Source organism: Stutzerimonas sp. LR2, from assembly GCF_055755175.1.
The window spans coordinates 813338-828525 of sequence record NZ_JBVTRR010000002.1 but is presented as its reverse complement, the minus strand read 5'-3'; the positions used below and the strand labels follow the sequence as shown (position 1 = coordinate 828525).

Annotated in this window: 12 protein-coding genes and 1 pseudogene; 8 read left to right on the top strand and 5 right to left on the bottom strand. The window is 60.4% G+C overall.

Annotated elements, in window-relative coordinates:
* Positions 1-215: 215 nt before the first annotated feature.
* The 4 genes from ACVRRC_RS10420 to ACVRRC_RS10405 all read left to right on the top strand — a co-directional run bounded on the left by ACVRRC_RS10420 (position 216) and on the right by ACVRRC_RS10405 (position 6245).
* Entirely contained in the window at positions 216-740 is a 525-nt protein-coding gene (locus ACVRRC_RS10420; protein ID WP_170801193.1) for an RNA polymerase sigma factor, read from the top strand.
* A 46-nt stretch (positions 741-786) separates the two neighbouring features.
* Positions 787-1737, top strand: coding sequence for a FecR family protein (locus tag ACVRRC_RS10415; RefSeq protein WP_221293319.1), 951 nt, complete (start codon positions 787-789; stop codon positions 1735-1737).
* 251 nt (positions 1738-1988) lie between these two features.
* Positions 1989-4199 (top strand): TonB-dependent receptor, encoded by a 2211-nt coding sequence (locus tag ACVRRC_RS10410; protein ID WP_230624877.1) that lies wholly within the window; start codon positions 1989-1991, stop codon positions 4197-4199.
* A gap of 228 nt (positions 4200-4427) precedes the next feature.
* A complete protein-coding gene (locus ACVRRC_RS10405; RefSeq protein ID WP_472996972.1) occupies positions 4428-6245 on the top strand; it encodes a pyruvate kinase in 1818 nt (605 codons plus the stop codon).
* 414 nt (positions 6246-6659) lie between these two features.
* Here ACVRRC_RS10405 and ACVRRC_RS10400 read toward each other — a convergent pair whose 3' ends face one another.
* The gene (locus ACVRRC_RS10400; protein ID WP_174862124.1) at positions 6660-6902 is read right to left on the bottom strand and encodes a DUF3325 domain-containing protein; all 243 of its coding nucleotides are present in this window, start codon (positions 6900-6902) and stop codon (positions 6660-6662) included.
* 1 nt (position 6903) lies between these two features.
* Here ACVRRC_RS10400 and ACVRRC_RS10395 point away from each other — a divergent pair.
* From ACVRRC_RS10395 to ACVRRC_RS10385, 3 genes and pseudogenes are all read left to right on the top strand, one after another.
* Positions 6904-7002 (top strand): annotated as a pseudogene (locus ACVRRC_RS10395) (helix-turn-helix domain-containing protein); the annotation flags it as partial.
* A gap of 555 nt (positions 7003-7557) precedes the next feature.
* Positions 7558-7839, top strand: a complete 282-nt coding sequence (locus tag ACVRRC_RS10390; protein ID WP_042919813.1) for a helix-turn-helix domain-containing protein — start codon at positions 7558-7560, stop codon at positions 7837-7839.
* On the top strand, positions 7839-9140 hold the full coding sequence (locus ACVRRC_RS10385; protein ID WP_061373346.1) for a HipA domain-containing protein: 1302 nt from the start codon (positions 7839-7841) through the stop codon (positions 9138-9140). Before ACVRRC_RS10390 ends, ACVRRC_RS10385 begins: the two co-directional genes overlap by 1 nt.
* 119 nt (positions 9141-9259) lie before the next feature.
* Here ACVRRC_RS10385 and ACVRRC_RS10380 read toward each other — a convergent pair whose 3' ends face one another.
* From ACVRRC_RS10380 to ACVRRC_RS10365, 4 genes are read right to left on the bottom strand one after another with little or no spacing between them, the layout of a single operon-like run.
* Positions 9260-9577: a DUF3325 domain-containing protein gene (locus ACVRRC_RS10380; protein WP_472996971.1), complete on the bottom strand. Its 318-nt coding sequence runs from the start codon at positions 9575-9577 to the stop codon at positions 9260-9262.
* Positions 9570-11252, bottom strand: a complete 1683-nt coding sequence (locus ACVRRC_RS10375; RefSeq protein ID WP_472996970.1) for a PepSY-associated TM helix domain-containing protein — start codon at positions 11250-11252, stop codon at positions 9570-9572. Before ACVRRC_RS10375 ends, ACVRRC_RS10380 begins: the two co-directional genes overlap by 8 nt.
* 10 nt (positions 11253-11262) lie before the next feature.
* Positions 11263-11547, bottom strand: a complete 285-nt coding sequence (locus ACVRRC_RS10370; protein ID WP_170801203.1) for an iron uptake protein — start codon at positions 11545-11547, stop codon at positions 11263-11265.
* 11 nt (positions 11548-11558) lie between these two features.
* Complete coding sequence (locus ACVRRC_RS10365) at positions 11559-13694, bottom strand: TonB-dependent siderophore receptor (protein WP_192476772.1); 2136 nt, start codon at positions 13692-13694, stop codon at positions 11559-11561.
* Between the two features lie 428 nt (positions 13695-14122).
* Here ACVRRC_RS10365 and ACVRRC_RS10360 point away from each other — a divergent pair, with 428 nt between their 5' ends.
* Positions 14123-15085: a bifunctional GNAT family N-acetyltransferase/nucleoside diphosphate kinase regulator gene (locus ACVRRC_RS10360; protein ID WP_472996969.1), complete on the top strand. Its 963-nt coding sequence runs from the start codon at positions 14123-14125 to the stop codon at positions 15083-15085.
* Positions 15086-15188 lie beyond the last annotated feature (103 nt).

The following is a 15188-nucleotide window of genomic DNA, read 5'->3' as shown; positions in this document are numbered from 1 at the left end:
GAGCAGCCAGGGACAAGCCTAGCACGGCCACTCCAGCCCGGGCTGCCCACCGGCAAATGGACGCGTTCACGCGGGCGGCTCAGTCAGTTGGAATTCTAGCCTTATACCGCCGTGCCTCTTTTGCCATTCAATGGCCATTGCCAAAACGTTGCAGGGCCACTAAATTGCGAATCACTCGCATTAAGCCCCTATTACTCTCTCGGTCGGCTACCCCAATGCCGCGAAAATATGCCTCGCTTCTCACTTGCTTTCTCGCCGAGCGAAAGAGCCTTGCGAAGTATCTGACGAACCGGACCGGTTGTGCAGCCACTGCCGATGATTTGCTCCAAGACGCCTGGCTCAAGCTTCATCGCATTCCTGAAGCGGAGCCTGTCGCCAATCCGCTCGCCTACCTCCACCGCATGGCAACCAATCTGGCGATCGACAATGCACGCGCCCACGCGCGCCGGCTACTCGACCCTGTCGAAATCGAGCTATTGCTGGACGTCCCGGATCAAGCCCCTCCTTTAGATAAGCAGATCGAAGACGCGCAAATCCTCAAGCAGCTACAGCGAGTTCTCGAAGAGATGCCAAAGCGCAGACGAGACATTTTCCTGGCGGCACGTATCGAAGGCCTGCCGCATAGGCATTTGGCAGAGCGGTTTGGCGTCAGCCTGCGCACAGTGGAGCTCGAGGTGCACCGCGCCTTGGATCAATGCACCGAGCGCCTACGCAAACTGACAGGAGAGTCAGCTCAATGACCGCGATGCTCGACAAACCCTGCGCTGGCCGCGGGAAAGCGTGCTTATGAGCCTTGCCCCACGCCCCGTCCCGAACATTTGCGCGACGCTATCGAGCGAAGCCAATGCGTGGGTTGCGCGCCTGACATCCGGCGAGGCTACCATCCAGGACGCGCAAGCCTTGCAGGCGTGGCGTTCACGCAGCCCCGAGCATGCAGCGGCCTATCAGCAAGCGGCTCTCCTGTGGAAACTGACTGCTCGTCTCGCTCCCCCGCGCCGCCGTTCTCGCATGCGATCGGCCATCGCGGCCGCCGCAGCGGCATGTATCGTCATGGCGTTCGTAGGCGCATCACAGCTCGGTTTCGCGCCCGACCCTCGCGAGCTGCTTGCAGACCATCACACGGGCCTGAGGGAGCAAACGCGAGTCACGCTGCCGGACGGCAGCGTCGTGGAACTGGACGCACGTACCCGCCTGAAGGTGGAATACCGCAGCGGGCAGCGTCTCGTGCACCTTGCAGGGGGTGCTGCGGTGTTCCGCGTCAAACATGATCCTGATCGGCCCTTTGTCGTCAGGGCCCGTAACGGCACCGTGACCGCTCTGGGCACCGTTTTCGAAGTCCGTCACCAGTCCAGCGGGATCAATGTCACCTGCTCCGAAGGCGTAGTCGGCGTACGCCTCGACGCGGGCGACCAGCAGCTGCTCCATGCCGGAGAGCACCTGCGGTACGACGGCACGTCCGCCAGCCTGGCAGCGACTGTCAACGCTGAGCAGGCGCTAGCTTGGCGCGACGGTTTGTTGGTATTCCGCAACCGGCCGCTCCAAGACTTGGTCGATGAGCTCAATCGATACAGGGCAGGCCGAGTCGTCATCGCCGATGCCACGCTGTCACAAGCCGCCGTTAGCGGCGTGTTTCACCTGCAGCGTCCCGAGGAGGCTCTTCGACACATTCAAGACAGCCTGAACCTGGCAACGATTGACCTGCCGGCTGGTATCACCGTACTGCGCGAAAAAAACTGAGGAAGGCATTGCGGGTTTTCATTTCTCGAAGCGTCTTTAGGTAAGAACGGTTTTCACCTGCACTTAACTATCGATGCTATTTCGGGGACAACATGGAAAATGTTTTTCAAACGCCAGGCACGCAAGCAAGTCCCGTTCATTCACGGCTGGCGCGTATTCTCCTCTGCTGCGCAGTGACGTTGGGCTGTTCGGGGCCGGTGGCGCTGGCGGCAGTAGCGGCTGAGCCCACCAGGGCCGTTTCCCAGGTCCAAATGAGCACGTACTCCATCCCGACCGCACCGCTTGATGAAGCGCTGACCGCTTACGGTATCGCGAGCGGTGTGCAGGTCATTTATCCGGCGGAAATCACCCAAAGTCTTAGATCGGCGCCGCTAAATGGTCGGTTTTCCCCCGAGCAGGCGCTAGCCGCGATACTGGCCGGCACGGGTCTCCATTATCGTTTTACCGATTCGCGCAGCGTCACGCTCTTTCGTGAAGGACACGCCCCTTCCCGCACTGTTGAACTCGACGCCGTCGTGGTGACCGGCGAGAAGATCAATCGCTCGCTTCAGCAGACTCAGACGAGCGTTGTAGTCGCGACCGAGGCGGATTTCCTTGAGCATGGTGACCGTACACTGAACGACGTCTTTGCCCGCACCCCAGGTGTCTATACCGAATCCGGCAACCAGAACTGGGGCATCCGGGGGGTGCCCGTCTCGGGTTTCGACGATCAAGGCCCAGCCACGCTAAACGGCGCCGTCTCAGTCTTCGTCGATGGCGCCCAGCTGCCCAACCGCGCGCTCACGTTGAGCCCTTTGCCCCTCTGGGACGTGGAACAGGTCGAGGTTCTGATGGGCCCGCAATCAACGACGCAGGGACGCAACTCGCTAGCCGGCGCCGTGGTGATTCAAACCAAGAACCCGAGTTTTGCACCGTCGTTATCAATGCAGACGAATGCCGGCAGCTACGGCGAACGCGGTGCCGCGGTTGCAGCAGGCGGCCGCCTCGTGGGGGATGTCGTAGCGGGTCGCTTGGCCGTGGACTATCAGGAGGGCGACGGCTACATCGATAATATTGCCACCGGTGGTGATGCCAACCCGCGACGCAACTCCAACCTGCGCGGCAAGCTGCTGATCCTGCCTGACGACGACCTTGATGTGTTACTCAGCTATGCACATAACGAGAACAAGCAGGGTGAGAACGCCGTGATCCGCGAGAATGGACGCGTGCGGTTCTACAAGATCAGCGAGGACACCGACGCATACGACAAGCTAATGCAGGACAGTTTCACCGCGAAGGTCGACTACCGGCTCAATGACGCCTGGACGCTTACAAGCCTGTCATCGGCCACCCGCGCCGACTACAACGCACGCTTGGATTTCGACCAGAGCGCCGATGCCAACTGGGTCGTGCTGCGGTCGCAGGATACCGCGATGCTCAGCCAGGAATTTCGCCTGGGTTACGACTCGGAGGAGCTGCGCAGCTTCGTCGGCGCGTACGTTGGACGGGCCACAAACGACTTCCACGACCGTCTGCTCGTCAGTGGCGGATCGTTTGGCACAGTGCTCGGCGACACTACAATCGACAACCAGGCGCTGTTTGGCGAGGTCAACTGGACGTTCCAACCGCGCTGGACGCTTACGATGGGGCTGCGCTACGACCGCGAACAGAACGATACCGCTGTCGATCAAGACGACTTCTCAAGTCCCGGATCAGCCTCCGAACGTTTCCACGCTTTCTTACCGAAGGTTGGCCTGGCGTATGAGCCGACCGAGGATCAATTCGTCGGACTGATGGTGCAAAAAGGCTATCGCGGCGGCGGCGTCAACGTTCGCGCTGGCGGCGGGCACACAGCCTACGACCCGGAGTACACCACCAACTACGAACTTTCGTACCGAGGGGCTTGGCATGAGCGTTCGCTCAGGGCAAGAGTGAACGTCTATCACACAGACTGGAAGGACCAGCAGGTCAGCATGCTGGACAGCTCGGGGAGTTTTTTTCAGGTCTATAACGCTGGCGAGAGCTCCATCGACGGGCTCGAGGCGTTCCTTGAAAAGGACGTATCGCGCGAACTGACGCTAACGGCTGGCCTGGCCTATACCGACGGTCGCTACAAAGAGTTTGCTCCCCAAGGCGATGACCTGAGCGGGGAAGCGTTCCTCTACGCGCCCAGGTACAAGGCGTCGCTTGGCGGAGTCTACCGCCTCGCAAGTGGCCTGATTGTCGGCACCGACGTTGTTTACCAGGAAGGCACGCCCTCCCAATACGAGTTTGATGGTAGCGGCCAGGTGGCACATATGCGCAAGAGCGATCACTACACACTCGTCAACCTTAATGCGAGCTACGTCCTGGTCGAAGGACTGACAGTCTCGGGCTACGTGAAGAACCTGTTCGACAAGCAGTACGTGACCAATAACCGAAGCGACATCTTGGATGTCGGCGCCCCACGGACGCTCATGTTCACGCTGCGTTACGATCTATAGGTTTTGCCTGAGGCGTTGTCGTCGAACATCGACACCCCGGTACGCGCCGATGCGTCGCGTGCCGGCCTCTTCAGAGCGGCCCACTGGTCGGCTGTCATGAAACCGCTTCGCACCGCAGCCGGTCAGTGTTTTCCGTTAGCGGCCGCTCCGACCGCGGGCTTTCTGGAGACTTCGATGTCAGAAAAGGCAGCGCCTCGTCCCTCTGCGGTTCTAGGTTGCAACCTACGCATGCAACTTGAACGGCTCCAAACCGAGATGACGTGCGACGCCTGCCTGGCGCCGCTTGAGGACTTTCGCGTTCATCAATGTTACAGGCGAAGCGCCGAGAACCTGCTGCAGTACCTATGTCTTCGTCGTCATGACTTGCGTGAGATGCAAGCGCAGCTCGCCGAGATCGGGTTGTCCTCCTTGGGCCGCGCCGAGGCAGCTACACTCGCAGCGGTGACGTCGGTGATAGATGTCTTGCAGCGGCTTGAAGACCCGAACAGCCCAGCGCCCAAAGCGCTTGGGCTCGACCTCAACGAGGGCGGGCGTCTGTTGGCGGCTCACGCTGATGCGCTATTTGGAGCACCTCCGACCGCACGGCCGGTTCGGATCATGGTCACCCTCCCCTCTGAAGCGGCGCACGACCGCGAGCTCATCGACGCCCTGATTACCGAAGGTATGGACTGCGCGCGCATTAACTGTGCACACGATGAACCAGAGAGCTGGCGTGCAATGATCGAACATGTCCGTGCAGCGGAAAAAGCCCTTGGACGTAAATGCACAGTAGCCCTCGATCTTGCTGGCCCCAAATTGCGCACGGGCCCCATCGCGAAGGCGCCGGGGGTGATGAAGGTGCGCCCCAAACGCGATTGCTATGGGCATGTCATTAGGCCCGCCTGCGTTCGTATTACCTGGACGAATGCAGCCAGCGACGAGTCTGATACCGACGCTTGCTTTCTGGTTGAAAGCGATAAGGCGCTGGCGGTCCATGCGGGCGATACGCTTAGGCTTCGCGATGCGCGTGGCTCGAGAAGAAAGATGAAAGTCGTCGCGTGCGATCAGGACGGATGCTTGGCTGAGCTTAGCAAAACGACCTACTTTACAAACGGCATGCAAATCAGACAGCGCCGCGCAGGCAAGACGCTGGCGCGAATGCGCGTTACCGGCTTGCCGCCACGCGAGCAGCATTTAACTCTGCGCGTGGGCGACCTGTTGACGCTGATCGCTGACGACCAACCTATCGATCTGCCGAGCATCGGAAATGGTCCGGCCGCGCGGATAGGCTGCACATTGCCGCACGTCTTGGCGGCGGTCGCAGCAGGTGACGCCGTTTGGTTCGACGATGGAAAGATCGGTGCGCGCGTGGAGCAAGCGTCTGCCGATGCGCTGACCTTGCGCATTACCCAGGTCGCACATGCCAGCGGGCTTGCCAAGCTCGCGAGTGACAAGGGCATCAACTTCCCTGACAGCAACCTTCCGATGCGAGCACCGACCAAGGACGATGTTGAAACACTGACGTTTGCGGCAAAACATGCCGATTTCGTTCAGATGTCCTTCGCCAACAGCGCCGAGGACGTGATTGAACTGTTCGATCATCTGGACCGGCTGAACGCGCGCCATCTAGGAGTCGTGCTGAAAATCGAAACCCGTGCCGGGTTCGAAAACCTGCCTTCGATGCTGCTCGCCGGAATGCGCTCGCCACGGTTTGGCGTCATGATTGCCCGGGGCGATCTTGCGGTAGAGAGCGGCTTCGAGCGTTTGGCCGAAATCCAAGAAGAGATACTGTGTCTGTGTGAAGCAGCCCACGTACCAGTGATATGGGCAACCCAGGTGCTTGAGAACCTGGCTAAGAAGGGGGCCCCAGCGCGTTCCGAAATAACCGATGCAGCCATGAGCGTCCGCGCCGAGTGCGTGATGCTCAACAAAGGGCCGTACATTCTCAAGGCCGTGACGACCCTCAATGATGTGCTGCACCGCATGCGGGAACATCGCACCAAAAAACGGGACCTGCTTCGCTCGTTGCAAGTGGCTAGGCGGCTCGATGGAGCGCGGTCGGCCTGAAGACCGTAGTCAAAGGCAATGCGCTGCATGAAGAGGTGGCGGTCGCCTGCAGCCGCGATAGATGACGCGCCGGCCGTGGACCGGCTCGAGCAGCCTAACGGCCTCGTGTAGTTTGCTCAGCCGCGCCTCATCGCCCGCGTTCGCGGGGTAAATCCTGACCTTCAGGCTGTTGCAAATTCGAGCGAAACCATCGGTTTCAACTTGCGCTGCGACACCAGGCGGTGATCCGAGTTTTATGGAAAGGTCAGCGGTGACAGGCGCAGCGTGCCGATCGCCGGAAACGGGTGTTCCTGCAAGCGTCACACAACGAGTGATGGTCGGGGTATTCCCAGGGTGAACAAGCTCGCCCCGGTTAGTGGCGAGCAGCTCGTTCGGATCAACCACTGGGTTGCAGCTACAGTAAGCCGCGCACCCTTAACGAGTGCGCAGAAACACTGGGCAGAACCGGCGCAGCAGCGCCGGCCGGTAGCTCAGCGTCATGGCCGTTGCTACGGCGGCGACCGGCAACAGGGTGAACCAGACCAGCACCGCCATGGACGGATGGTGGGCCTTGAAGCAACACACAGCCGATACCATCAGGGGCAGCCAGCCCAGAGTGCGCAGATAGTCGGGGGCAACCTCGTCGGCGCTGAACACCTGGCGCCAGTGCGCCGGCAGGATAGCCCCCTTGCTGGGCTATTCGGAAACCAGTGCCTTTTCCCGTGCGTTCCGCCGATGGTTCGGTGTAACTCCCCGCCAGTGGCGCCAGCACAGCGACCTGGTCCATACCAGCCGGCGCTACCTGGCGCGGTTTTGCCCTGACTATCAGTACCCATCGTTCGATGTCGGCTGCCTGGGTACCGATCGCATTCAAATAATCGGAAACGGTGTCCGTCAACAACATGCCCATGGGCATTCAGTCCAAGGGGCTCTGGGACATGGCAATGTCCTGTCCGATCAGGACGCCGTGGACGTCGCGGAGTTTTTCTCGCAAGCCGCGCGCCGACTTTCCCGGCAAGGACAATGATTGGCCAAACAGGTCGCAGCCCAAGCGATCCCGCTCCTAACGGCTGCTGAAACACAGCTCAGCGGAGGACATTTTGACCAATCCAGCCTCGAACCCGCGATCCTGGCGCCACCCGTGCCTTGAAGACACCAAGGCCGCAGTTTGTCCAAACCGCGCTAACCAGGCTCACCAGGCATCAAAGATCCTCACGCTCACGAGGATTCTCTCTTAACCACCCTTCTCAGGTCTTTTATCCTTACGATCGTGAGGATTGTGTTGCGCTTCAAGCCGCTTCGACTATTATCCACGCGATCGTGAGGATTAATAATGAAGATTACACTCGGTTCCGCATCGGACATTGGCCCTCTCGTGCGCGCTACGCGCAAGGCACTCGGACTGCGCCAGGACGATACTGCGGGTACGATAGGCGTCAGCGAAAACTTCCTGGGCAAGGTCGAGCGCGGCGACGACTCGGTGCAGTGGAGCAAGCTGTTTCAGGTCCTGGACCAGTTGGGCATACGCCTCACCGCCGAGATACCGGAGCAAGCCAGAGCCCTGCACGAGGCAGAAACGAAAAAGCTCGAGACGCGCCGGAGTGAGGCGAACTGATGTCGCGTACGCTCGAGGCCTGGATCAACGACCAGTTCGTCGGCACGCTTCACGAGGCAAACGGCTTGTGGGCGTTCGAGTATTCCAGGCAATGGCTGGCCCACCCGGATGCTTATCCGCTTTGCCCGGGCATTCCATTGGTCGAAGGGCTGCAACGCGATGGCGCCACCAGCCGCCCGGTGCAGTGGTACTTCGACAATCTGCTGCCCGAGGAAGGCCAGCGAACCCTGTTGGCCGGTTCGGCCCAGCTCGATGCCCACGATGCCTTCGCACTGCTGGCGCACTACGGCGCCGAGTCTGCAGGCTCGGTGACGCTCCTTGCGCAAGGCACCTCCCAAGGGCCTCACGCGACCCATCCCCTGTCCGACGAGGCGCTGTCGCGGCGGATCCGGCAGATGCCCAGCATCGCGCTGACCCATGAAGCCAGGAAACGGATGTCGCTCGCTGGCGCACAACACAAGCTCGCCGTCATCCTGGGCCCCGACGGCCTCCGGGAACCCGAAGGCGGTACCGCCTCCACGCACATCCTCAAACCCGATCACCCCGACCTGTCATACGCCCACTCGGTAATAAACGAATGGTTCGTGATGACCCTGGCCGCGCGGGTGAAACTGAACGTGCCCGCCGTCGAGCGCCGCTACGTCCCGCAACCCGTATACCTGATCCAGCGCTTCGACCGACGCCACGAGACTCAGGGCTGGAGCCGCATTCATTGCATCGATGCCTGCCAACTGCTCGGCCTGGATCGGACCTACAAGTACACCGCGGGCAGCGTCGAGCAACTGGCACTACTGGCCAATCTGTGTACGGCGCCGGCGATCGCGCGTGCACAGCTTTTCCAATGGCTGGTCTTCAACGTACTTGTAGGCAACACGGACGCACACCTGAAGAATCTGAGCTTTCTCGTCAGCCATGACGGTATCGGCTTGGCCCCCTTCTACGACCTGCTCAGTACCGCCGTTTACGAGACACGCGCGTTCGATCGGGATGGCTGGCCAATGGGATGCACGCTGGCCTGGCCGATCGGCCAGACCGCGCGGGTATCGGAGATCGACCGTTCAGCCCTGGTCGAGGCCGGCCGGAGAATGGGGATCAAGGCTGCGACTGCCAGTGCCATGGTCGATCGGCTTCGCAATGCCGTAACGAAAGAGTCCGGCAGTCTCTACGAGACGATCGAACGGGCCCATCAGCAGCTTGGCAGTGAGCAGCCTTCGCTCAAGCCAACGCTTGCCGGGGAACTACGCTGTTTGCGTGCAATTACCAAGGTGATCATTGCGGACCAGGCTACGCGCCTCGCCTGATGCGCTTGGCGGTCTCGTAAGGTTCGAAGCCCCTGAAGCATCACTGGGCACGTTTGTCAGCCGTCATCGAATGACTTGGACTACACATTTGGCGGAGCGTCCGCACAAGCGCCTGTTTCTTAACGAGTGCGCAGAAACACCGGGCAGAACAGGCGCAGCAGCACCGGCCGGTAGCTCAGCGTCATGGCCGTTGCTACGGCGGCGACCGGCAACAGGGTGAACCAGACCAGCACCGCCATGGACGGATGGTCGGCCTTGAAGCAGCACACAGCCGATATCATCAGGGCCAGCCAGCCCAGGGTGCGCAGATAGTCAGGGGCGACCTCGTCGGCGCTGAACACCTGGCGCCAGTGCGCCGGCAGGGACAACGCCAACCAGTTGGTCGCCAAGCCCATGCTGGCGGCGGCCGCCAGCAACCACAGACCGGCATTACTCATAGGCCACCCCACCGATGCGAGTGCGGTCGGCGGCCTCAACCGGCCTTGCCAGACGACGCGCGGTGAACAGCGCTACCAGCGCGCAGGCCAACAGGCTCAGATCGACGCCGGCTACGGCCCAGTAGGGTTCAAGCAGCATCGTCTTGATCAGGTGGTCGCCCGTGGTGATCCAGTTGAGCAGCACCGCAGCGACGCAGAGCAGCGCCACGGCCCAGCACTGCTCGCGCCAGGCGGGATTGTGCCGCGCCTGGGCCACCGGTGCACTACGCCACAGCGCATGCAGCAAACTCAGCAGCCAGGCCCCCCAGAACACCCATTTTTCCCATTCGCCACGGCCGGGCATGGCCTCAGGCAGCAGCCGGTTGGCCACCAGCATGGCGACCGCTGCCAGCAGCATGCCGGTAACCGTGGTGACCGCCATGGCATCAACCAGCCGACAGCCCTGCAGCCCGAGCCGCGCGTGCTCCTGCTTGCGTTTCTCGACGAAAAACACAAAACCGGTGGCGATGCACACACAGCCCAGCAGACCGCCCGCCACGTACAGCCAGCGCAGCAACCAGTGTTCGAAGTGCTGCAGGTGCAAGCCGGTGAGAAACTGATTGACGGCGCCAACCGGGTCACTCGGCGGGTCTTCGCGCAGTAGCTCGCCGGTACTGGCCTTGAAGTGAATGCCCTCCCCGACTAGCGCCACGCGATCGCTTCCGGCGCGGTAGATGCTCACGTAGCCGTTGGCGTCATTCAGATGCTCGATCGTCAGCAGACCGACCTCTCCCGGCATATCGCGCGCAGCCCAGATGCGCTTGGCCTCGGCCACCATGGCATCGACAGAGGCCATCTGCGCGGGTACACCGGCCTCCTCATGGGGCAAGCCGGTATGCGCCGCCTCGATCACCTCATGCCGATTATGCAGCGGTTTGAGCAGGGTTCCGGAGACTGGGAAGTAGTACATCGACGCGAAGATCACCAACCCGGTGAAGGCAAAAAAGAAGTGGAACGGCAACGCCACCACGCCAGTCATGTTATGCAGGTCCAGCGCGCTTCGCTGGGTCCGCTTGCGCGGACGGAAGGTGAAGAACTCCTTGAAGACCTTGCGGTGCATGATCACACCGGTGACCAGAGCGACCAGCATCACGAGCGCGGCCAGCCCCACCACGAAGATGCCCAGGTTTTTCCAGTTTAATTGCAGGCTGTAGTGCATTGGATAGAACCAGCTGCTCCCGATCTTGAGCCGGTCATCGGGGAACATCTCACCGCTGCGGGGGTCGATGGTCGCCCAGCCATGCACGTGCAGATGATCATCCGCGGGGTCCTTTGGCTGGTTGGGGATACCAAACTCGCCACCAATGCTCAGCACCGGATCTCGGTGGGTGGTGTAGGCATAGAGCGAGACCATGGGCATGGTCTCCGGCGCCGGCAGGTCGCCGATTACCCGCCCTTTGGTTGCCGCCATATCTACCGGGTGCGGTTTGAGATCGGCAAATACCTGTTTCAGCAGGTTGTCGTAGGACGGCATGGGCTGCGGCTCGAAGCGCGTATCGGGGATCGCCCAACGATCGATCTCGCGGTCGAATACCGACAGTGCACCGAAAAAGAACACGACCATCAGCACGAAGCCCAGCACCAACCCGAACCAGGTGTGTACCCAGGCCATGGATTGGCGAAAACTGTTCAGCATGGCTCTGCTCCTATCCGATGATCATGCGCTGCAGCTGCCAGGCAGCAGCCAGCATCACGACGCTGCCCAGCGCCAGTACCAGCCAGACCCGCCACAGACTGGCTGCGGCAAAGGTCCAGAGAAACAGCGCGAGGTACAGTATGAAGGCCAGCATCATCATCGCCTGCTCGGCGGCATGGTAATCGACCCCTACCCCATTCAGCGCCGCCACGCCCAGGGCCACCACGCCCCAGACGAATGCATAGCAGCCGAAGATCGCGGCCAGGACACGGGATACCAGCGCAACAGGAGACATGACTGACAGGCTCACCAGCTGTAGCTCAGCTTGGCGGTCAGTTCTCGGCCCGGATTGTAGTAATCCGCCGTACCGGAACCCACGACATGCTGTTCATCCAAAAGATTGCTGACGTTGACCGCCAGATCCATGTCCTTGGCAATCTGGTAATTGAAGGCTGCATCAAACAAGGTCGTCGCCTCGCTCTCGCCGGTATCATTGAAGTTGCTGAAGTGGTAGCTACCTACATAACGCGCGCCCAGGCCGACACTGACACTGGTGCCCGGCACACTGTAATAGCTCCATAGCGAAGCCGAGTGCTTGGGCGCGGAGACGAACTCGTTGCCCTCGATTGATACGACGCCCACACCCCACACATTCAGTGCCCCGCGAAGTACTTCGGTTTCCATGTAGGAGTAGCCGCCGATCACACTCAGGTTCTCGGTCAGCTCGGCCTTGGCCTCGAGATCCAGACCGCGTACCCGCTGCTCGCCAACGGTCTGCTGCTCAATGGCACCATTGGGCTGCACGACGGCGGTGGCGACGTCATCCTGAATCAGCTCGTAAATGGCGGCCGAGAACAGCGCATTGATCGCCGCTGGGGAATATTTCACACCCAGCTCATACTGGCTGCCCCGCTCTGGCGTGACGCCGACCTCGGGTGGTGAAACGGACTCCACCATGCTGACATAGGCCGATACCTCGTCATTGACGATATAGGTCAGCGCGCTCCGGAAAGAGTTTTCCGAGAAGCGGTCCGAGGACCGGGTCCCGGAGAGGTGGTCGGTTTCGGAAACGTCCATGGAATCATGGCGCATGCCGAGTGTGAGAATGACACGCTCGTAGAACGACAGGTTTTGCTGCAGGAACAGGGACTTGATGGTGCTGTCTTGGTCCTTGTCCTGGTACACGATGGCGGGCGAAACGCCTCGGTACACCGGACGGGTCACGTCTATGGGATCGGCAGAGCCATAGACCGACACATTTTCGGAATGCGCATCGAGGTATTCCACGCCGACGATGGTGCTGCTATCGATATTCTCGAAGCGAGCATCGTACTGCAGCATCAGATTGCCGTTTAACTGCTCGGCTTCACCATCAGAACCCAGGTAGCCACGATCGACCAACGGGCCGGTGCGCCCAGCCACGTCATTGATATAGACATAGCCGTACCCATCGCTCAGGTCGCTGTGACGCAGATTGCTGCGCAGCGTAAAACCGTTGTCGAAGTCATGCTTGAAGCTGGCGCTGATATTGGTCCGCTCGACATCGTGGAAGTTGTAACTCGGCTCACCGAAGAAGGCGTCGCGATCATATTCCCGGTCTTTCGGGTAACCGCCACTGTTGGGCGTATTGTCCTGGCGCAGGTGATCCACTATTAGCGTGGCCGAGGTGAACGCGGTCGGTTCCCAGGTCAGGCCGCCCATGACGAACCCATTGTCATCCTGGGAGTGATCGTACTCACGCTCGCTGTCCTGCAACTTGCCAGTGAGCCGAAAGGCCAGCGTGTCACTGCCATTTACCGCATCGCCCACATCCACGCCCGCTTCCTTATGGTCGAACGAGCCATAAGTGACGTATCCCTGACGAATGCGTTCGAAACGCGGTTGCTTACTGACAAAGTTGACCGAGCCGCCTGGGTCTGCCGGACCAAACAGGGTGGAGTTGGCACCACGCAGCACTTCGATGCGCTCATAGGCAAAGGGCTCCTCGCGTACGCCGCGCATCGAACCCAGGGTCAGGCCGTCCCGGTAGGTGGTGGCCTGGAAACCGCGAATCTGGAAGTAGTCGTTGCGATCGTCGGTACCGTAATAATCGGTGATCACCCCAGGCGTGTACTGCAGGACCTCCTCGGTCGTGCTGGCGCTGCGCTGCTCTATTTCCTTCTGGGTAATGACCGAAACCGAGGCCGGGGTATCGAGCAGACTGGTTGCGACCTTGCCACCGACCCATAGCTCCTTGGCAACCACCGAATTGGCGTCATCGTCAGCCGCGCCCTTGGCGTTGACGATGATGGGCGCGAGACGAAATGGCTCGTCACTCGCGGCGCTCTCCTGTGCCAGGCTGCACGCGGGCAACGCAGCCAGCGGAACGCAAAACAGGAGCGCACCGGTCTTGCATTGCCAGGGCGTGCGGGCGCGAATCAGCCGAGTCTCAGTGTCAGCCATGCTCAATACCTTTCCTTTGGATCAGTCAGAAATGCCGCGCTCTCTGCGGCATGTATGTAAATGCGCAAACGGTGGGGCGAACGGGGGTATCGGTAAAACTTCTCATAACGATAATCGTTATCGCATGAGCATGGCAATTACTTGGATGGTTGCTAGGGCGTAGATCGATGCCCACTGGCCTAGGGCGACCGATTGATGTTGCGGACGTGGCGGTGCAAACCGCTCACGGCGGAAAGCGCGCGCACACTGCCTGCCAAAGGAATAACGCCTTAAAGCCAAGGCGCTTAGGAGTTTGTTGCGAGGCCGCTACGTGCAGGCGCGGGCTCCCCGAGCCCACTATCTCGCGGTCGTCAGCGTGCCGCAGCAAGGCACCAGTTCGGCATTCCCGGCGGTATATCTTAAGATGGCCGGTTACCGAAAGAACCGTCATGGCTCTAGCCATGAAGGGCTTTCATTCTTTACAGACACGTGTGGTGAAGATGAAAAAGCCTTTCGTTTCCCTGTGCCCTGAGATCACTCGGGCGCACGCGCTGATGCTGATGGATTGGTTGGATGATGAGCGTGTCACCTGCTACCTGAGCGATTCGCGTCATACCTCCCGCTTCATCGAGCAAACCATCGATCGTACTCAGTTACCGATTCTGACCCATCTGTTCAACCGGGGCGGCCGATTCTTCATGGCCTATGACCGGCATGACGCTCCGGTGGGTTTCGTTCGTCTCATCAAGACCGGCACAGATTGCGAAATAGTCCTGGTCATCGGAGACTGCGACAAGTGGGGCCGGAACCTCGGCGCCAGTACGATCCGCGAAGGCATGAAACTGGCTTTTCTCGACATGCGCGCCGAGAAGCTCATTGCCAAGATCCACCCGGACAACGTGCGCTCGGTAAAAGCCTTTGTGCGCAGCGGCTTTCTGCTTGAGAGCGAAACGCCTGCATTGAAATGTTATTCGATGCCTCAGGGGCGCTATCTTCAGTTATTGCGCGCAGGTGACGTTGGCGACTCCACCAGGATCTATATCACCGAAATCGACAAAGCCAGGCTCGAGAGTCTGATTGCGATCGAGCGAGGCTCGGTCGTGGTTGAAATCGAACACGAGCTAGAGCGGGCCATTGTCGTCAAGCCGCAGCAGGTGGCGTGTGATGTTGTCACGATGAACTCGAAGGCTCTGCTGCGGGTGGACGAAGAAGAGATCGAAGTGGCCTTGGTCTACCCGGAAGACGAAGACATCAGCGCCGGAAAGCACTCCGTGTGCTCCGACATCGGCGCTGCAATCCTGGGCTATCGGGAGGGAGACGTCATCGACTGGCGAATTTCTGATCGGGCCTGCCGGATTGCAATCAGGAAAGTGCTTTACCAGCCAGAGGCGGTGGGCCATTTCCACCTTTGATTGTGCTTTTAGCCGTTGACAGTCCGCGCCAGGTTGACGCGGACTGCCGGCTGGCTAGGAAACACTGAATGCGCAAGCTGCGCGCGTCAGGAGGCCGCGTGAA